Source organism: Butyricimonas sp. (assembly GCF_019423355.1).
Classification (GTDB): Bacteria; Bacteroidota; Bacteroidia; order Bacteroidales; family Marinifilaceae; genus Butyricimonas; species Butyricimonas faecihominis.
In genome coordinates, this window is the sequence record NZ_JAHZBP010000005.1 from 1 (window position 1) to 18,110 (window position 18,110).

Genomic DNA, 18,110 nt, shown 5'->3' on the forward strand with positions numbered 1-18,110 from the left:
TCGAACCGGGGACACAAGGATTTTCAGTCCTTTGCTCTACCAACTGAGCTATGGTACCATCGCTGAATTGCGAGTGCAAATATAGAGGTTTTATTTCAATCTGCAAGAGTTGAGGCAAAGAATCTCGAAAAATATTATTTCCCGCTTTGTCGAAGACGGATGCAGAGGTATATCATCCATATCATGATGACCATGGAAGCATAGGGAACTGCCGGAACGAACAGGAACCATAGCAAAAAGCCGATGATCAAGAGATAGAGGTAGATGAACAAGTATTTATTGATGATCCACGGTAGAGTGCGTTTACCGAGGAAGAAAGCGGCGATGAGGTTTAATGGATTTGCCCAGAAGGCATTAAAGTTGGGGAACATCGTGGGATGTTTCGTGAAGAAACACAAAAAGACGATGAGGCACCCGACAACGCCTGTCGCAATAAAGAAGGGAATAGCGATAGCTTTTAGCAAACGGCGGCTTTTTACCTTTTGTAAAAATAAAATGAGTGCAAGCGTACAAATGGCAAAAACAAAGAACGGGGAGAAATACCAAGGTGTTGAAAGGTCTTGTTCCGGGGCCTCGTATACTGTCTCTATCGGTTGCACGAGTGGAGTCCCATTATATGCCGCGGAATCTAAACGATACATGAGGTAATCGGGAAGAAACATTTGTTCATGGATGGTAGCCGTGGAGGTTGCGGGAGAGCCGAGGATCGTGTGAATACCCCATTGAATCCATGGGGAACGACCTAGATATTCATCCAGAAGATTCCAAAAGCTTTTCGTGGAAGGCTGAGCTATCCATGTGATTTGATTACCTGTACTTTTCTCTATGATGTCCCGAACCCGGGTTGAACAATTGTCATATAGAAAGTTGTAGAGGTATTCCCGGTTTGCTGGTTCATAATTTTCAACGAGTAAGTCCATCAAGTATTGCTTTTGAATGGAATCCAAGTTTAAGGTTTGGGAATACACGCTACGCTCGTCGTGAATGTAGGACGATAAAAAACGACGGAACTCGGAACACGATAATTGGTAGGGAAGTAGTCCACGTGCAAATTTGAAATAGAATCCTTGGGTTGCAAAATCAAACGTTCCGTAATTGAAAACAATATCCATGTTGTTTGCCTTGTCAACCACCCGGATGCCCGTGTGTCCGAACAGCGAGTAGAGTTCGTTACCCGGGGAACACGTCAGAATACTGATCGTGGCGTCTTTGGACAACTTGACGGAGGCTGACGTACTCGCTGTGAGTAAAATCAGGAAAAAGGATATGATGAATAGTTTTGTTTTCATGTGTTTCAATATTATAGTTTACACGGGGGATATTCAATATCACAAAGAAACAAGGCATTACCGGGAACGGAAGTTCCTGCTTTGCATCGATCCTTGCTTTCAATAATCTGTTGGAATTGTTCCAGCGTGATACGTCCTTGCCCTACATCCAACAATGTTCCCACGATGGCACGTACCATGTTACGCAGGAAACGATCGGCTTTGATCGTGAATACAAGTTGTTCATCCGTTTCTTCCCAGTTGGCCTCCATCAAATGGCAGATGTTCGTTTTTACATCCGTGTGCAGTTTGGAGAAACTGGTGAAATCCTCGTAACGCAGGAGAAGTTCACAAGCATTGTTCATTAACCGGATGTCTGGTAGGGGGTGCGGTCGGTAGGCAAACGGGTAAGTAAACGGATTCTTGTTTTTATTGATATAATATTTGTACGTACGCGAGATAGCCGAAAATCGAGCATGCATATCAGGCAACACGGCGTATATATCTTTGATCGCGATGTTTTTTCCCAAGAAACGATTGAGTTTGTCTGCCAAGGCTTTCGTGTGAGAAATGGCGACATCACTCTCGAAGTGAGCCACGAAAAACGAGGCGTGTACTCCCGTGTCTGTTCGTCCGGCCCCGGTCACGTTGATTTCCTGTTTCAACAAGAGGGAGAGAGCCTTGTTGATTTCTTCTTGGACAGAGGGAGCATTGGGTTGTATCTGCCAACCGTTATATCCACTTCCGTTATATGCTAATTCAATAAAATACCTGTGCATGTTTCCACTTTTTCAAGATTCAAAATTAACAAAATTCCGTGAGAGTAGAAGAACATGAAACGTTTTTTACTTTGTCTGTTCTTCGGGCTGCGGGAATGCCATGCACGGGTAAATTTCAATTAACTTGCGACTTGTGACCCGAGAACCTGTAACGGAAGGGTATAAACGTTAATTTTTAACGCTTGTATACTGACATTATATTCTGATTTTACGTTATATTTGTAAGTCCGTAGTATTTCAAGGGCATGTTAAATGTTGAAAAGGAATGAACAGTATTGTAGAAAATTTGAAAGAGATTGCCGGTAGTTTGCCGGAAGGAGTAAAATTAGTTGCCGTATCGAAAACAAAGCCCGTGGAGGCGATAGTGGAGGCATACGAGGCTGGGCAGAGAGTATTCGGGGAAAACCGGGTACAGGAACTAGCGGAGAAGTACGAGGTACTTCCCAAAGATATAGAATGGCACATGATCGGTCATTTACAAACGAATAAAGTGAAGTATATGGCCGCTTTCGTTTCTTTGATTCATGGTGTGGAGAGCTTGAAATTGTTGGAGACCATTGACAAGGAGGGGAAAAAACATGATCGGGTGATCCCTTGCCTGTTGCAATTTTATATAGCCAGTGAGGAAACTAAGTTCGGGTTGGATATGGAAGAGGCGAAAGCTCTCTTGGAGAGTAACGATTACAAGCAGATGAAGAACGTGAAGATCGTGGGCGTGATGGGGATGGCGACGAACACGGATGATGAGGTGCAGGTCAGACGGGAATTTCATCACCTGAAAGAGATTTTTGACGAGTTGAAGGCAACTTATTTTGCGGAGAACCCTGAATTCAAGGAATTATCCATGGGGATGTCCGGTGATTACCGGATAGCCGTGGAGGAAGGAAGTACGATGGTACGCGTGGGGAGTTCCATCTTCGGGGCGAGAAATTACGCGAATATATAATTTGAAAGATTCATTATTAACTATTTAAATAAATCATTATGGCAGATTTGAAGACGAAATACATGGGACTGGAGTTACGGAGTCCGATTATCGCGGGAAGTTGCGGTTTAACGTCCGACGTGGAGAAGATGGTCGAGATGGAGAAAGCGGGAGTGGGAGCCGTGGTGTTGAAATCTATTTTCGAGGAACAGATTAACGAGGAGACTTCCGGTGTGTTCAAGGCCGGTTACGGGATGAGTGATGCTTACCCGGAGGCCGAGGATTATATCAAAGCGTACATTCGTTCCAACACGATACAGAAGTACGTGGAATTGGTTCGTAATGCCAAGAGTCGTTTGACGATACCCGTGATTGCCAGCGTGAACTGTTTTAGTGGTGGTGAATGGATTTCGTTTGCCAGCCAGTTGGAAGAGGCTGGGGCAGATGCGCTGGAGTTGAATGTCTTCATTTTGCCTGTAAACGAATTTAGGGAGAGTGCGGAAGTGGAGAATGTGTATTTCGAGATCGTGAAATCCATCAAGAGCCAGATAAAGATACCTGTTTCTGTTAAGATCAGTCATTATTTCACGAACCTTTCCGCTTTCGTGGATAAAATCAAGGCTTACGGGGCGAATGCAACTACGTTATTCAATCGATTCTACGAGCCGGATATAAATATTAATACATTAGAAATGGGGGCCGCATCCGTGTTTAGCACGGCTGCCGAATTGAGGACAACCTTGAGATGGACCGGAATATTGGCCGGGAAGGATAAAAAGTTGGAAATTTCTGCATCCACGGGAGTACATGGCGGTGAGGCTGCCGTGAAGTTATTGTTGGCAGGAGCAACGACAGTTCAAGTTTGTTCGGTTCTTTACGAGAAGGGTATTCACGTGATCGAGGATATAAATAATTTTATCGGGAAATGGATGGACACGAAAGCTTTCAAGACGATCGGGGATTACCGGGGAATGCTTTCCTATTCGTCCATCGAGAATCCGGATCTTTATGAAAGAGCCCAGTTCATGAAATACTTTAGTAATAAACAATATTAATTTATGAGAAGTACATTTATCTTGTTGTTGTGTTGCATGTGCTTTGCATGTGCGAAGTATCCGGGAGTGCCGGAAAAATATCATGCTTTGTTGGACAAAGCTTTAGAAACGTCGGGAACGAATCAGCCGGAACTGGCAAAAGCGTTGGAAAGTGCGACGCCGGAAATGAAGGAGGGCGTGGCCTTTTTGATTTCTTACATGCCGGAGCGGGATTTGAAAACGATGAAAGGGGATGATTTGTTGTCGAACGTGAAATTGGCATACGAGGCTCGTAACCGTTTTGCTTGGGCGAAGAGCGTGCCGGATTCCATTTTCTTGAATGACGTGTTGCCTTACGCTTCACTGAACGAGGAAAGAGATCAATGGCGTGCCGATTTCTACAAGAGATTCGCTCCTTACGTGGAGAATTGCAAAACATTGGAGGAGGCAATTAAAGCCGTGAACAAGAATATTCGGGATGAAGTGAAGGTGGATTATAACACGGCCCGCGAGAAACCGGATCAGAACCCGTCAGAGTCTATTCGTCAGGGAATGGCTTCTTGTAGCGGTCTGTCTATTTTGTTAACGGATGCTTTGCGGTCAGTGGGTATTCCTTCCCGTATTGCCGGAACAGCTAACTGGCATGATAACCGTGGAAATCATAACTGGTGCGAGGTTTGGTTGGATGGTAAATGGTATTTCACCGAGTATTACCCGAACGAGCTTGACCGTTCTTGGTTCCTCGCCGATGCCGGAAAAGCTGATCCAAAGGATCGGATGCACGCTATCTGGGCCTCTTCTTTTAAACCGACAGGCGAGAGTTTCCCGTTAGTTTGGGATTTTAATATTAAGTACGTGCCTGCTATCAATGTCACTCAACGGTATTTGGATATTTATCAAGAAGTTTATCAATCTCAATTGGCCGGGGGAAATTATGTACCTTTGAAGGTTATGATGTTTAAAGATAAACGCAATATGCGTAAATCTGATGATCGGGTAGCTGCCAACGTGGATATTTTCTGTGGTAAAGACCAAATCGGTGGTGGACGTACAGCCGGACCAACACAGGATATGAATGACGTGTTGGAATTTATGGTGGAAAAAAATAAAGTATATACGTTGAATTATTTCGATAAAGACGGTAAATGGGTAGGTGAAGAAGTGAAAGTGAAAGAGAAACCGGTAGAAGTGAAATTACACTTGTAAAATCAAAGGGCGGTCTTTTGAGGCCGCCCTTTTGTTTATTAATTCTTTGGTATTGCAGATACAATCTTGAGATTGTTAGCGTCTATCGTGACATCGAATTCTCGATCCCCTTGTTCAACTTCAAAGATGTAAACGAGAGAACCGTCTGCTCTTTCTTCGTAATCAATGTCATCTATCCGGTAGTTCGCATAGGAAGAAGTTTTCAACACGTTCATCACGTTAGCCGGTACATTATTTTGCAGTACTTCCCAAGTGGTGACAACCCATTGATTCTGGTGGTTGAACACTACTTCTTTCATGATTCGTTGATCAATAATGTCAATTTTCAATAGCCCTTTATCCTGATCTATTTCCACGATATTGGCCTGCGGGTATTTCTGCTGGATGAATTGTAAAACTGCCTGTGGTGCGCTCTCCGGTTGATAGCCCCGACCGTTATCCATGAGGGTTTTTACCAGTGTTCCATTTTCCAGATAATGCAGGGCAACTTCTTGCTCCCCGAGTTCGGCTTCGATGATGTAGATGGTTTCCATCCCGGCTCTTTCCAGCTTGTCAACGTCTTCTACTTCCCATCTTCCGTATTCTCCGGATTCAAAGCTATTGCGGATTACCACGGGGAGGGAACTATACTTGACGTCGCTTTCTGTCATCACCCATTGGCCGTTGTTGTCAAACCAAGCCTCGGCTTCCGTGAAGTCGATATGGAATTCGGCCACTTGATACGTGTTTTTCACTTCCCATTCTACTCGTTTGGCAGAAGGGTATTTTGCTTTAAAGGCACTCACGACGTTTTTGGGTGGAGTGTAGCTGCTGTCTTTGCAGCTACTAAAGGCAAACGTGGTGGTGAACAGGATTAATGCGGTAACTAATGTTGTTTTCATAATTTCTAATTTAAGATCCTCTTGTTTTACGTTACAACAACTTAAATGTTACCTGTTTATTATCCCACGATGTTTCCATCCATGTTTACTGTCACGTATTTCTCGTTATCGCCTTGTTCCAGTTCGAAGATGTATACTTTACTTCCGTCTGCACTTTCTTTGTAATCAATATCGTCAATGTGGAAACCGGGATTTGCAGCCTTCACTTTGTCAGCGATTTCCTGAATCTCTCTTTCTCTAACATCCCAAGTCGTGTATAACCATTCGTTAGCACTATTGAAGTGTAATTCTTTGGCTTTGTTATCGTGTAAAATGTCGATTTCGGTGATCCCTTTTTCGACTTCAATGTCCACGATTGTTGCTTGCGGATAGTTCTTGTTGATGAAATTTTTCAAGACTTCAGGAACCGTGTTAGGCTGGTAATTGTTGTTGTTATCGACGTCTTCTACGGCTTTAACTAAAGTTCCGTCTTCCGCGTAGAATAAATCGAATTCCTGTTTGCTTTTTTCAACCTCGATCACGTACACGGTTTCCATTTCAACTCTTTCCAACATATCTACATCTTCGATTTTCCAATTTTTATAATCAGACTCGTTAAATGCGGTTTGTACGGCTTCCGGGAGATTCTTGAATAGGATGTCACTTTCGGTCATTACCCATTCGCCTTTGGTGTTAAACCATGCTTCCTTCTCGATGTTATTGTCATAGAAATCAGCCACGTAGTGGTCGTGTTGCAGTTCCCAGTCGATACGTTGCGCGTTCGGGTATTTTTCGTATAGTACGTTCACGATTTTCTCATCCGGAGTGTAGTTATCATTGTCATCATCACAGCTTGTGAAAGCAAATCCGGCTAACAATAAAGAAGCGAAAATAGTCATTCTTGTTTTCATGGCATATAAATTTTAATGTTTGTATTCTTTGTTTTAATTTCTGAGAACAAAGTAAAGGGGTGATTTGGGAAAGATTTGGGAATTTAAGGATTTTGGATTTAAAAATTTGAAGATTCTGTGATTTGATGATTGCCGATTAAGTGATTTTTTCCCCGTGAATGTGTGCTTTTTTTAATCACGGAATCATTGAATCGGAAATCACAGAATGATATATTAAAATCGTAAATCGAATCGGTGTTTACCATCAAAGGAGTAGGAAATGTGGAAATGATAAAGGTGGACGATACTCTGAACGATTGCCAATCCTAGTCCGTTGGAATCACTTTTTTTGTTGTCGGCTTGGTAGAAACGAGTGAAAAGGCGGGATTGATCCAAAGCGTTTCCATCCGTGCTGTTGGTGAAGGTGATCCCGGTTGATTGTACGCGAATGGTGATACTTCCCTCGTTCGGGGTGTGTATCATAGCGTTTTTCAGCAGGTTCGTGATTAATATATTTGCCAACGATTCATTTATATGGATTTTACAAACGGCATTTTCCTCCACTTCCACGTGCAGGTTTTTATGCTCGTAGATCTCTTGAAAATCTTCCACGAGTTCTTTGATAATCGGGTTGAGTTCCACTTCTTTTGTTTCGTGGAATTGACCGTTCTCGATACGGGAAAGGAGCAACAGGGATTTGTTCAATTTCACGATACGTCCCAGATTCCGGTGGATGTCCTCGATTTCTTCCAGTTGCCCTTCCGTGCAATCCGGTCGTTCTGCCAGTAATTCCAGCTTGTTCCGGCAAATGGCCAACGGGGTCTGGAGTTCGTGGGAGGCGTTTTCGATGAATTGTTTCTGTTGGGAATACATCTCTTCGTTTCGCCGGGTCATTTTAAGTATCGTTTCGTTTAGTCGCCGGAACTCTTTTATCTTGGTCGGGTTCTCCAACGGGGGATTCTTCTCGCCTAGGGTGAATTTGTTCAACCAGTCCAATAGTTTGTAGAAAGGGGCCAAGCTTTTCCTGAAAACAAATTCAGAAACGATCAGGATACAAATAAGTAGCGTGATGTACAGGATCACGATCGACCATAATATCGCCTCGATCATGTCATCCTGTTCTAGGGTTGAGATCATGATGGTCAATTCGTAAAACTTTTTGTCCTGTCCCCGAAAGGCCGTTTTTAAAACCCGAACGGGATCGAAGTCGTATTCAAGCTCGTAAAAACGAGTCGAATCAAAGTATCGTTCCTTGTAATGAATGGCCTCTTCTTCGGGTATTTCTTTTATGAAGTACTGACTCATTAAATCGCTACTATTATTAATCGCGGCCGTATCCCTTAAAACCTGTTGAATAATGAGGTGTTTGTAGTTTTCGAGGCTATCGTCTGTCTCGTCCAGAATTTCATCCAGAATGCTATAAAAGAAAAAGCCTGCCCAGAACGTGAGGATAATAATCATCACGATCGAGAGTTTGCTTATCGTGTGGTGGATGAGTTTCATGCTTCCGGCGTTGTGATTAGTTTATACCCGAACCCGTACACGGCTTTTATCTCCGGGATGGCCTCGGCGATTTTCATCTTTTTACGTAAGTTTTTCACTTGGGAATAGATAAAATCAAGACTATCGGCTTGGTCAATGTTGTCGCCCCACACGGCTTCCGCCAACGTCGTTTTGTTGATCAGGCGGTTGGGATTGGTGACAAAATAATAGAGCAAATCGAATTCTTTACGATTGAGTTTCAGCTCTTCTCCATTGATGAACACGGTGTGATCGTCGGGACGGACGGTCAGGTTTTCAATTTCGATCTCGGTATTCCCGTCGGTTTGATGGCGTCGGATCACGGATTTTACCCTCGCGTGTAATTCTGCCAAATGGAATGGTTTCGCGAGGTAATCATCGGCACCGAGATCAAGTCCCGTGACCTTGTCTTCAATGGAATCCTTGGCCGACACGATGATCACGCTTTCCCGTTTCTTTAATTTTTTCAGCTCTTCTAGAATCGACAAACCGCTACCCCCGGGGAGCATAATGTCCAGCAAGATACAGTCGTAGTCGTAATCATTGATCTTTTGCAGGGCTGTAGAATAGTCTGCCGCTGTCTCCACGACAAAACGTTCTTTCTCCAGTGATCGGGTCATCACTTCTCGCAAGTCTTTTTCGTCTTCAATGATTAATATCTTCATGGCGTTGAAATTTTATAGAACAAAAATAGTAATTTATTCTGGAAAGAATCTGGAATAAATTTTAAATAAGGGACTTCCGGGAGTGCATTTCCGATTTATTCCGTTATATTTGCCGCAATGCAAAAAGAGGTTGTATGAAGGATAAAGACCTGTCTTCGGACATTCCGGCTACGGTATGGCCTGTCCTGTTGTTTGGGATTGTCATGCCTGTTGGGGCTATTCTGATCTTACATCATTATTATTTGCTTTTTTGATGTAATAATAATTTAAATAATAGAAATATGGAATATCCGAGTGTTGAGGCGTTAATGGAACAGATCCGGGATTGGGCGGAAGAAGAAGATTACGATGCAATTATAGAGGCTCTGCCAGAGCTGAAAAATCCCGGTCAATTTTACGAGGCGGTTTTGTGTCTTGCTTATGCTTATTTGAATCAGGGGTTTTATCGGGACGCGGAAGAGTGGTTGCGTGAAGTGGAAGACCAAGGGCGTGAAAGTGGTGTTTGGAATTACCGAATGGCCGTGGCCTTAATGCATCAAATGAGACTGGAAGAGGCATTGCCGTATGCCGAACGTGCGGTGACGGTGGAGGCTGATTACCCGTGGGGATGGTTGGTGTACAGCAAATTATTGTATGGATGTCAAAGAACCGAAGAGGCGCTAGAGGCTGCCGGGAGAGGTTTGGCTTTGATGCCGGGAGACGAGGAATTTACCTCGTTGATCGAGGATATTTCCAACGGGCTGTCATTTTTTGAAGTTACGGGCGTGGAGGAAGACGATGGGAAGGTGGAGAACGGGGAGGAGAAGGCCGGGACTTTTTGCGGGTCCGTGTTGCTAAATTCGGTGAGTTTCGACGTGGATAAGGTCGTGGCTGATTTGAAGGCGGAGTGGGGAATAGAACCATCCGATAAACCGGGAGATATGGCCAGTGATGATGCGCATGCGGACGAATCGACCCGGGTGTTTTATCTCGGTGAGACTTTGGTGGCGATCAGTCTCATGCCGGCGAGAGTTCCGGATGGAGAGGCCGAGTATTATGCAGAAACCAATTATATGTGGCCGGAAGCCGTTGAGACAACAAAAACACATAAGGCTCACGTGTTGGTAGCGGTTCTTGCTCATGGCTTGACCCCGGTGGAAGCGGGTAAGTTACACGTGAAAGTGATCGCTACTTGTCTGAGACAGCCCAATGCTATTGGCGTTTATGTTTCTGGAACCGTGTTCCAACCGGAATTTTATATCGAGGTGGCCAATATGATGAAGGAGGATGAGGAAAACTTACCCGTGTTGGCTTGGGTATATTTCGGCCTGTACCGGAGCGAGGTGGGAAATAACGTGTACACGTACGGGATGACAGCTTTCGGGAAAGAAGAGATCGAGATATTGGGAAGTAAACATAGTTTGACCGAGTTACAAGGATTCATGCTTGAAATAGCCTATTATGTTATCGGTTCGGATGTGACGTTACGAGAAGGAGAGACATTAGGTGTCAGCGAAGAACAAAAATTACCGATTACCCGCTCAAAAGGGGTGTCCGTGGAGGGTATGACTTTGAAGATTGAATATTAATCAGAATCTATTTCGAGTTTGATCATATGGAGCGTATTTTATAAGGTCTAGGAGTTTGATATTGTTGGCGATTCGTTATCTTTGTTGGTGATAAATCCTTGGAATAGGTGAAAACAGTGCATGGATAGTGATGATATATTTATAGGATTGAAGCGTCGGGATGAAACGGCTTTGTCTGTTCTTTTCGATATATATTACGAGAAGTTGTATCTTTTCGCGGAAAAGTATATCTATGATTCAGATAAAGCGCATGACATCGTGCAGGATGTTTTTCTGAAGATATGGGAGAATGCCGAACGTTTGGAGCTAACGTCTTCCATCCAGCATTATCTTTTTGCGTCCGTGCGCAATGGTTGCTTGAATTACTTGAAAAGCCTGCAAATCGAGGATCGTAATAATCGTAAATACGTGGAGGCTTATATCGAGTCGCAGAACGTGGATATGGTGGACGATGAAGAACTCCTTGCCCGCGTCCGGCAAGTGCTTGACGAGTTGCCGGAAAAGTGCAGGGAAGTCTGTCTTTTGCGTTTCGTCGAGGGGTACAAGTATGCTGAAATCGCTGCCCGGCTCGATATGAACGAGAACACCGTGAAAGCCCAGTTGCACCGGGGAATGGAGCGCTTGAAACAGGCCTTTGCCACGTATGACTACGTGCTTGTTCTTTGCGCTCTCGGTCGGGTTTTCATGGACCGGTGATTATTCCAGTATGATATTCGTGTATTTGGAGACAGAGGCTCTCGTGTTCACCGGGGAGAGGACGAACGCGTAAGCGACGCAGTTGGCCGGGGTAAAATCCTTGTGTAAAGGGAATTCTTTCGTTCCGGGTACTCCTCGTTTGCCCAGCGGGTAGGCCAGCGTGTCCTGTTCTTTTGTGTCGTGGATAACCAAAAATATATCGTCCTCGTCTTTGGCGAGGGGACTGAGGGGTTGACGGAGCCACTCCGCGCGGACGATGCGTTCGTTTTCCCGGATATGAACCTCTACCGCGGGTGGTGTCAGGTTTCCCGTCGTGCAGGTTACTCGTTCCAAGCGGATCGTGACGTCGAGGGTTTCCGCGTCAATTTCCACGGCATTTTGATTCATCCCGATGAATCGGGTTCGGGCGGTGGACCAAGATTGACGGGGGAATCCGGCTTGTATAGCCGCGTAGAAATGGTAGGACAGGTCGGAAAGAACCTTGAAACGGGTTTGTTGGATGACTTGTGCCGGGGATTGTTTTTTCCTTTTGAAAAAGATTTTTCCCTTGGCGATGCTTTTCCCCTTGTACTTGCACATCGTGACGTTCCCCACGGAGCCGGAGGTGTTATCGAAAATATGTGAGTGAAATATAGCCATACTAATTTTAGATTTATGATTTACGGTTTTGGATTGAAGGATTCAGTTCACTTTAGCTTAACCTTGTAGTAAAGGCTATTCGTGAACGAGTCCCTGTCCGCATTCGTGAAGAAGGCATAGACATGAGCTTCCGTTGCATCCGGTTGTTCGAGAGGAATGTTGGCGATCCCGTCAGTCCGGGTGATGCCCGTGTTCTCGATGATTTGGACCCGGAAAGGTTCGTTGTCGTAAATCACGGCGAGTACGAGTTCATCCTTGTTTCTGCGGTCAAGAATCCACGGGGTGGTTTCCCAGTTGATCGAAAGAACTCCTTCCGGGGCGTCCTGTTGCCGGAAATGAAAGGGCATCTGTAAGTCCCCCACGGTAAATTTTAACAGGGCGAAATCCCCAATGTTGTAGTCCGTGTCGTACGCGTTGATGTTCTCCTTGACGAAAAGGTTGTATCCCGAAGCGATGTTCCTGTTGTTCGCTTCCCTATTCCACGAGTAAACCAAAAACGTGTTCTTCACGGATTGATAAAGGGTTACCACCGATGACAATCGGGTGTTTTGGTGGGCTCTGGTGGGTGAACCTGCGTTGCCATCATACGAGGGAAATTTGCGACCGAACGTTTTTCCTCTTTTGTGGTATATAACCATACCATCGAATTGCCCGTGGGCATCTTTTAATAAACCGGATTTAATTTCTACCATAACTTTACTATTATTAATAATTACCTATTACTCTCCCGTTTCATTTGTGTTGTTAACTAAATAGGTGGATAAAGGTACGATAGGAATGATCGTTTGTCAAGTTAAATATCCTTTTCTTTTCTTAAAATGGCGGCGATGATCGGGCGACAAGGGGGCGAGTATGGGGCGATGGCGCCTATTTACCGCCTATCTGTCGGGCAACAAGCAGGCAACGGGGGATTGTATCCGTGAGGAATGGGTATTTATAGGAATGTGATTTGTTTGGAAAGTAAAATATTTACTTGATTTTAATATTCTTGTTATCAGTGTTATAGGTGTTTTTATTCATGGCGGAGACCGTTTTTTTGAAAAATTATTCGTTTTCTTGTAAACATTTTGGAGGGGGAGTTTGTCTTTAGGGTGTAATGAAGATGAAAAGTAATGGAGAAAGAAAATATACATATTGATTGGGAAGTCATTTCGAAAAGTTTCCGGGGTGAGTTGTCCGGGGAGGAGCGGGAGAGGTTGGAAAGCTGGTTGGCGGTGTCTTCCCGGCATCGGGATTTCTACTGCCGGGCGCTTGAAGGGGGAGAGACGGATGCCACGGTCGGGGTAGATCGAGACGTGTTGGCGGCAAAGAAAAGCGAGTTGATGCGGCGGGTCCGCGTGATGACGGGGAACGTGAAACCCCGGTGGTCGTTGAGGTTCGTGTGGTATGCTGCGGCGGTTATTTTGCCCGTGGCGATTGCTGTCGGGATGTGGGTGAACATGGGAGGACGGGAGAAAAATATGGTGATTGCTCAGCGGGTGCAACCGGGTAGCGGGCGTGCCGTGCTGGAATTGCATGATGGGAGAACCTATTTTCTGGACACGACTCGGGTGGTTGAAACCGGAATCGAGGGAAATCTGGCGAAAGCCGAAAAGCAATCGCTGGTTTACACGAAACAGGAGGCCGAGGAGCTAGTGTATAATAAAGTGATCGTTCCCCGGGCGGGAGAATATTCCCTCACGTTGTCGGACGGGACGCGGGTATGGTTGAATTCCGATTCGGAGATTCGTTATCCCGTGGCTTTCGGGAAGGATCGGAGAACGGTCTTTTTATCCGGGGAGGCCTATTTTGAGGTGGAGAAGGACGCGGAACGCCCGTTCTACGTGGTGCTGGACGGTATGGAGGTGAAGGTGTACGGGACATCGTTTAACGTGAACACGCATTATCAAGGAAAGATCCTGACCACGTTGGTGGAAGGGAAGGTGGGCATCCGGGTGAAATCGACGGGGGCGGAAAGCATCCTGCAACCGAACCAGATGGCCGAGTTTAATCGCGAAAAGGAAGAAGTCGAGGTGACGGACGTGGATACGTACTACTACACGGCTTGGCGGGCGGGGGAGTTCGTGTTCCAGAACGAGACGATCGAGGAGATCATGGATCGTTTGTGTCGCTGGTATGACATGGAGGTTTTCTATGCGAATAACGACGTGAGAGGAAAGCGTTTCACGGGTGTTATTGCTCGTTTCACGAATGTGGCAGACGTGTTGCATCTGATCGGGGAGACGGCGACGGTACAGTTTAATTTGAAAGGGGACGTGATCACGGTGAGTGATTCAAGATAAAACCGCAAGTTGTGGCGCAACTTGCGGTTTGATAACGGATGTTGTGTGTACATCCATAATGTTTAATATTAATCAACAAATCTATGAAAAAAATCAGAAAGTCGTTTGATTTTTCGGACTTTTTATGTTCGATAAAGATGAAACTACTATTGGGCAAATGGGGGATAATGATGTTGATATTATTGGGATTGCCTTGCATTACTTTGGCTCAGAAACAGAAAGTGACGATCAACGTGAAGGATGTTGACGTGCAGATCGTGTTCAAGCAAATCAAGGAACAGACGAACCTGAATTTCGTGTATAACGCAGATCAGTTGAAAGTGATGAAAAGTGTGACCTTGAACGTGCGGGATGTCTCGGTGGATGCCGCATTGGCAAAGCTGTTCGAGGGTACCCCTTTCGAGTATAAGTTCGAGATGCAATCGATCGTGATTAAAAAGAAAACGGAGAGAGTTGGGAACGAGAAGATGGTGTTATCCGGTCTGGTGACGGATAAAAATGGCGATCCTTTACCCGGTGTTGCCATTTTGTTGAAAGGGTCTACGGTGGGTACCGCCACGGATATGGACGGGAATTTCAAGTTCATGATTCCGAAAGAGAATAATGTCGTGTTGGTGTTTTCCTTTATCGGGATGAAGCGGCAGGAGGTCGCCGTGAAGGATGATAAACCGTTACGTGTGGAATTGGAGGAGGATGCCACGGAGTTGGATGAGGTTGTTTCCTACGGGTACTATAACGTGGATAAACGGCACATGACGAGTTCGGTGACTTCTTTGAAGATGGACGATATTATGATGCCGGGGGTAAGTTCGGTGGATCAAATGCTGGAGGGGCGTGTGCCGGGGATGATTTTCATGCAGAATTCGGGACAGGTGGGTGCGGCTCCAAAGATTAAGATCCGGGGAACGACGACGGTTTTGGGGTCTCAAGCTCCGTTGTGGGTATTAGATGGTGTGATTTTGTCTGATCCGGTGAATATTGACCCGACGAGCATCAATGATTTGGATTTCGTGAATTTGTTGGGGAATGCTATTTCCGGTATTAACCCGGACGATATTGATAAGATCGACGTGTTGAAGGACGCTTCGGCCACGGCTATATACGGTCCGAGGGCATCGAACGGTGTGATTGTGATCACGACAAAGAAAGGAAAAGTGGGGGCCCCATCGGTTTCCTATTCTTTGACAGGAACATTTCGTCAGCGGCCCCGGTACACGGACCGGGCGGTGAACGTGATGAATTCTCAGGAGAGGATAGATTATTCTCGGGATATTGTTGAAAATAAACTGGAGATCCCGGATTTGGAGAGTTGGGTTGGTTACGAGTCTGCCTATTATGATTATCAAAGCGGTAAAATCAATCACGAGGAGTTTTTAAATGCCGTTCATAAAATGGAAACCGTGAATACGGATTGGTTAGGGATTCTAATGAAAGATTCTTATTCACATAATCATACGGTGAGTGTTTCCGGTGGTACGGATAACATTCGCTATTACGCGTCTTTGGGATATAGTAACGAGAATGGTAATATCCGGGGAGAGAAAAATGATCGCTATTCCGCTTTGACCCGTTTAAATCTGAACTATAAAAATTTCACGATGCAATTCGGGTTGAATGGTAGTACGATTAAAAAGGAATATACACCGGAGAAAGTCGGGGTGACCGATTACGCTTACAATACTTCCCGTAGTATTCAGGCGTATGATGATAACGGAGATCTTTGGTTTTATCAAAAGAGAAAAGCGGATGCTAGTGCTTATGATCAGCTATTTAATATTATAAACGAGCGAAATAATACTTACGATAAGATTAAAACGGAGCAAATCGGTTTGAATGTTTCCTTGGGGTATTACTTGTTTCCGGAATTGAAAGCTGAAGTATTCTGTTCCTATAATGTCTCTAATTCAAGCGAAGAAATATATTTTGGGGAGAAAACGTGGTATATTGCCGAGTTAAGGAAAAAGAATGCGGAAACGGGAGAAATAGATTTCGGAAAGACATTGTGTCCTTCCGGGGGAGAATTGCGGCTGGATAATACAAAAAACGAGAACTATAGTTTCCGGGGATCTCTTACTTTTAATAAAAGTATCGACAAGGGACAGGAGCATGTCGTTTCTGCTGCCGTGATCGGGGAATTGAGTTCTTCGAGATATAGTGGTTTCAAGATCACGAAACGCGGGTATCTACCGGAGCGAGGGTTGATTTTTGACAAGATTGAGTCGATGACAGACGGCAATCTTTACACGAAATATAATGAATGGTTGTTGACTGATGCGGCTAGAGGACAATTGAAAGATAATCTGACGAATTTGGTGGGATTGATCGGTACAGCGACTTATTCATACCGGAATGCTTATATTTTTAACGTGAACGCGAGAATTGATTTTTCGAATAAATTTGGGGATGCCAGTAATGATCGGTTGTTGCCGATATGGTCTGTTTCCGGGCGTTGGAATATGCACGAGAATGTGTTGCGAAATATAAGCTGGATTGATATGCTGGCGCTGAAAATGTCGTTCGGGTATCAGGGAAATATGTCGGCACAGGATTCTCCCCGTTTGATTATTAAAAAGGGAGGTACGGATAACGATTTCAAGGAATATTCCTCGACAATTGATAGATACCCGAATCCCAACTTGAAATGGGAGAAGACTTCAACTTACAACGTGGACGTGGATTTTTCGTTATTCAATAATAAAATTAACGGTACGGTCGGCTATTATTACCGTTACACGACAGATGCTTTCCTCTCGAAAAAAGTATCCGTGGTGAATGGCATTGATACTTACACGGTGAATAGTGGGAATTTGAAAAATCAAGGTTACGAGTTGACGTTGAATTTCGTACCAATTAACACGATGACAACGGTTAACGGGAAACGTCGTGGGTTAGTCTGGCGTTTTGACCCGAATTTTGGTTCGGTGTTTAACCAGTTGATTGATAAGATAAAACATAAGGATCAAGTGTTGCAGGATGAAGTGACGTTCGAAGATTATTTGAATGGTCGGGTACAAATATCCGGACGTCCGGTGAACACGTTTTATTCCTACAGATACAAGGGGTTGAACTCGAAGAACGGGGCTCCGATGTTTTACGGGACAGAGGCGACGACTATCGTGGATGGGGAAGAAAAAGATACGAGCGAGATTTACGAGGCGATGGATCGTGAGGATGTGTGGATGACCGTGATGGAACATTCCGGGTGTCGGGAGCCGTTTTTACAGGGAAGTATAAGTAATTACCTCGGATGGAAGAATTGGGGACTTTCTTTTAACTTGTCATATAGTATCGGTTCGAAAATTCGTTTGTTCAGGTTGTACCCGAATCAAGGAGTTGTGAATGGACCGGAACAGAATCTTCGTCGGGAACTGGTAAATCGTTGGCGTCGTCCGGGAGATGAGTTAAACACGAATGTTCCCGGTATCTTGTCGGGAAGAGATCATCTGGATGCTGTTTTTCCTTGGTGGGATGGAGAGACATACGATTTTTCTAGGACGTTGTGGGATATGTATGACTTTTCCAATCTTCGGGTGGCATCCGGTAATTATTTGAAATTGTCAAGTATTTCGTTGCGGTATATCGTGCCGGAAAGTTTTTGCGAGAAATTGCGGGTGAAGTCTCTTTACCTGAATTTGAGCGGGACAAATTTATTTACCTTGTGTAGCCGGAAGCTAAAAGGGCAAGACCCGTCTCAATCCGGTTCTACCGATTTGATTAATATTTCCGTGCGTCCGACATATTCACTTCAATTAAATGTAACGTTTTAAGTAAACAGAG

The 18,110-nt window shown here is 44.7% G+C and carries 15 protein-coding genes; 7 read left to right on the forward strand and 8 right to left on the reverse strand.

Going from position 1 to position 18,110, the window contains the following annotated elements:
- Positions 1-134: 134 nt before the first annotated feature.
- Entirely contained in the window at positions 135-1,289 is a 1,155-nt protein-coding gene (locus tag QVC79_RS07940; RefSeq protein WP_270593286.1) for an Lnb N-terminal periplasmic domain-containing protein, read from the reverse strand.
- A gap of 11 nt (positions 1,290-1,300) precedes the next feature.
- The gene (gene truA, locus QVC79_RS07945) at positions 1,301-2,047 is read right to left on the reverse strand and encodes a tRNA pseudouridine(38-40) synthase TruA (RefSeq protein WP_270593287.1); all 747 of its coding nucleotides are present in this window, start codon (positions 2,045-2,047) and stop codon (positions 1,301-1,303) included.
- A gap of 265 nt (positions 2,048-2,312) precedes the next feature.
- Here truA and QVC79_RS07950 point away from each other — a divergent pair, with 265 nt between their 5' ends.
- The 3 genes from QVC79_RS07950 to QVC79_RS07960 are packed head-to-tail and all read left to right on the forward strand — an operon-like array spanning position 2,313 to position 5,212.
- On the forward strand, positions 2,313-2,993 hold the full coding sequence (locus QVC79_RS07950; protein ID WP_124315923.1) for a YggS family pyridoxal phosphate-dependent enzyme: 681 nt from the start codon (positions 2,313-2,315) through the stop codon (positions 2,991-2,993).
- A 38-nt stretch (positions 2,994-3,031) separates the two neighbouring features.
- Entirely contained in the window at positions 3,032-4,027 is a 996-nt protein-coding gene (locus QVC79_RS07955; RefSeq protein ID WP_270593288.1) for a dihydroorotate dehydrogenase-like protein, read from the forward strand.
- Between the two features lie 3 nt (positions 4,028-4,030).
- A complete protein-coding gene (locus tag QVC79_RS07960) occupies positions 4,031-5,212 on the forward strand; it encodes a transglutaminase-like domain-containing protein (RefSeq protein WP_124315921.1) in 1,182 nt (393 codons plus the stop codon).
- A gap of 38 nt (positions 5,213-5,250) precedes the next feature.
- On the opposite strand, the gene QVC79_RS07965 is transcribed toward QVC79_RS07960, so the two are convergent.
- The 4 genes from QVC79_RS07965 to QVC79_RS07980 form a co-directional block, all read right to left on the reverse strand.
- Positions 5,251-6,093, reverse strand: coding sequence for a PepSY-like domain-containing protein (locus QVC79_RS07965; RefSeq protein ID WP_270593289.1), 843 nt, complete (start codon positions 6,091-6,093; stop codon positions 5,251-5,253).
- A gap of 59 nt (positions 6,094-6,152) precedes the next feature.
- The gene (locus QVC79_RS07970) at positions 6,153-6,983 is read right to left on the reverse strand and encodes a PepSY-like domain-containing protein (protein ID WP_270593290.1); all 831 of its coding nucleotides are present in this window, start codon (positions 6,981-6,983) and stop codon (positions 6,153-6,155) included.
- Positions 6,984-7,196: 213 nt separating this feature from the next.
- Positions 7,197-8,465: a sensor histidine kinase gene (locus tag QVC79_RS07975; protein ID WP_270593291.1), complete on the reverse strand. Its 1,269-nt coding sequence runs from the start codon at positions 8,463-8,465 to the stop codon at positions 7,197-7,199.
- The gene (locus QVC79_RS07980) at positions 8,462-9,148 is read right to left on the reverse strand and encodes a response regulator transcription factor (RefSeq protein WP_270593292.1); all 687 of its coding nucleotides are present in this window, start codon (positions 9,146-9,148) and stop codon (positions 8,462-8,464) included. The genes QVC79_RS07975 and QVC79_RS07980 overlap by 4 nt, the downstream gene beginning before the upstream one ends.
- 281 nt (positions 9,149-9,429) lie before the next feature.
- Here QVC79_RS07980 and QVC79_RS07985 point away from each other — a divergent pair, with 281 nt between their 5' ends.
- Positions 9,430-10,716: a DUF4261 domain-containing protein gene (locus tag QVC79_RS07985; RefSeq protein WP_270593294.1), complete on the forward strand. Its 1,287-nt coding sequence runs from the start codon at positions 9,430-9,432 to the stop codon at positions 10,714-10,716.
- A 120-nt stretch (positions 10,717-10,836) separates the two neighbouring features.
- Positions 10,837-11,412 (forward strand): RNA polymerase sigma-70 factor, encoded by a 576-nt coding sequence (locus QVC79_RS07990; protein ID WP_270593295.1) that lies wholly within the window; start codon positions 10,837-10,839, stop codon positions 11,410-11,412.
- Here the strand turns inward: QVC79_RS07990 and QVC79_RS07995 are convergent, their stop codons facing one another.
- Both QVC79_RS07995 and QVC79_RS08000 read right to left on the reverse strand, forming a co-directional pair.
- A complete protein-coding gene (locus QVC79_RS07995) occupies positions 11,413-12,051 on the reverse strand; it encodes a hypothetical protein (RefSeq protein WP_270593296.1) in 639 nt (212 codons plus the stop codon). It abuts the gene before it with no gap.
- A 47-nt stretch (positions 12,052-12,098) separates the two neighbouring features.
- On the reverse strand, positions 12,099-12,743 hold the full coding sequence (locus QVC79_RS08000) for a hypothetical protein (protein WP_270593298.1): 645 nt from the start codon (positions 12,741-12,743) through the stop codon (positions 12,099-12,101).
- A gap of 420 nt (positions 12,744-13,163) precedes the next feature.
- On the opposite strand from QVC79_RS08000, the gene QVC79_RS08005 reads away from it, so the two are divergent.
- Positions 13,164-14,333: a FecR family protein gene (locus QVC79_RS08005; RefSeq protein ID WP_270593299.1), complete on the forward strand. Its 1,170-nt coding sequence runs from the start codon at positions 13,164-13,166 to the stop codon at positions 14,331-14,333.
- Positions 14,334-14,416: 83 nt separating this feature from the next.
- Entirely contained in the window at positions 14,417-18,100 is a 3,684-nt protein-coding gene (locus tag QVC79_RS08010) for a SusC/RagA family TonB-linked outer membrane protein (RefSeq protein ID WP_270593300.1), read from the forward strand.
- Positions 18,101-18,110 lie beyond the last annotated feature (10 nt).

Excerpts from the sequence above, each read along its gene's own strand:
- QVC79_RS07960 (WP_124315921.1), top strand. The coding sequence starts at position 4,031 with ATGAGAAGTACATTTATCTTGTTGTTGTGTTGCATGTGCTTTGCATGT.
- QVC79_RS07975 (WP_270593291.1), bottom strand. The coding sequence starts at position 8,465 with ATGAAACTCATCCACCACACGATAAGCAAACTCTCGATCGTGATGATT.
- QVC79_RS07940 (WP_270593286.1), bottom strand. The coding sequence starts at position 1,289 with ATGAAAACAAAACTATTCATCATATCCTTTTTCCTGATTTTACTCACA.
- QVC79_RS08010 (WP_270593300.1), top strand. The coding sequence starts at position 14,417 with ATGAAAAAAATCAGAAAGTCGTTTGATTTTTCGGACTTTTTATGTTCG.
- QVC79_RS08000 (WP_270593298.1), bottom strand. The coding sequence starts at position 12,743 with ATGGTAGAAATTAAATCCGGTTTATTAAAAGATGCCCACGGGCAATTC.
- QVC79_RS07970 (WP_270593290.1), bottom strand. The coding sequence starts at position 6,983 with ATGAAAACAAGAATGACTATTTTCGCTTCTTTATTGTTAGCCGGATTT.
- QVC79_RS08005 (WP_270593299.1), top strand. The coding sequence starts at position 13,164 with ATGGAGAAAGAAAATATACATATTGATTGGGAAGTCATTTCGAAAAGT.
- QVC79_RS07950 (WP_124315923.1), top strand. The coding sequence starts at position 2,313 with ATGAACAGTATTGTAGAAAATTTGAAAGAGATTGCCGGTAGTTTGCCG.
- QVC79_RS07955 (WP_270593288.1), top strand. The coding sequence starts at position 3,032 with ATGGCAGATTTGAAGACGAAATACATGGGACTGGAGTTACGGAGTCCG.
- QVC79_RS07990 (WP_270593295.1), top strand. The coding sequence starts at position 10,837 with ATGGATAGTGATGATATATTTATAGGATTGAAGCGTCGGGATGAAACG.
- QVC79_RS07980 (WP_270593292.1), bottom strand. The coding sequence starts at position 9,148 with ATGAAGATATTAATCATTGAAGACGAAAAAGACTTGCGAGAAGTGATG.
- QVC79_RS07985 (WP_270593294.1), top strand. The coding sequence starts at position 9,430 with ATGGAATATCCGAGTGTTGAGGCGTTAATGGAACAGATCCGGGATTGG.
- QVC79_RS07995 (WP_270593296.1), bottom strand. The coding sequence starts at position 12,051 with ATGGCTATATTTCACTCACATATTTTCGATAACACCTCCGGCTCCGTG.
- truA (WP_270593287.1), bottom strand. The coding sequence starts at position 2,047 with ATGCACAGGTATTTTATTGAATTAGCATATAACGGAAGTGGATATAAC.
- QVC79_RS07965 (WP_270593289.1), bottom strand. The coding sequence starts at position 6,093 with ATGAAAACAACATTAGTTACCGCATTAATCCTGTTCACCACCACGTTT.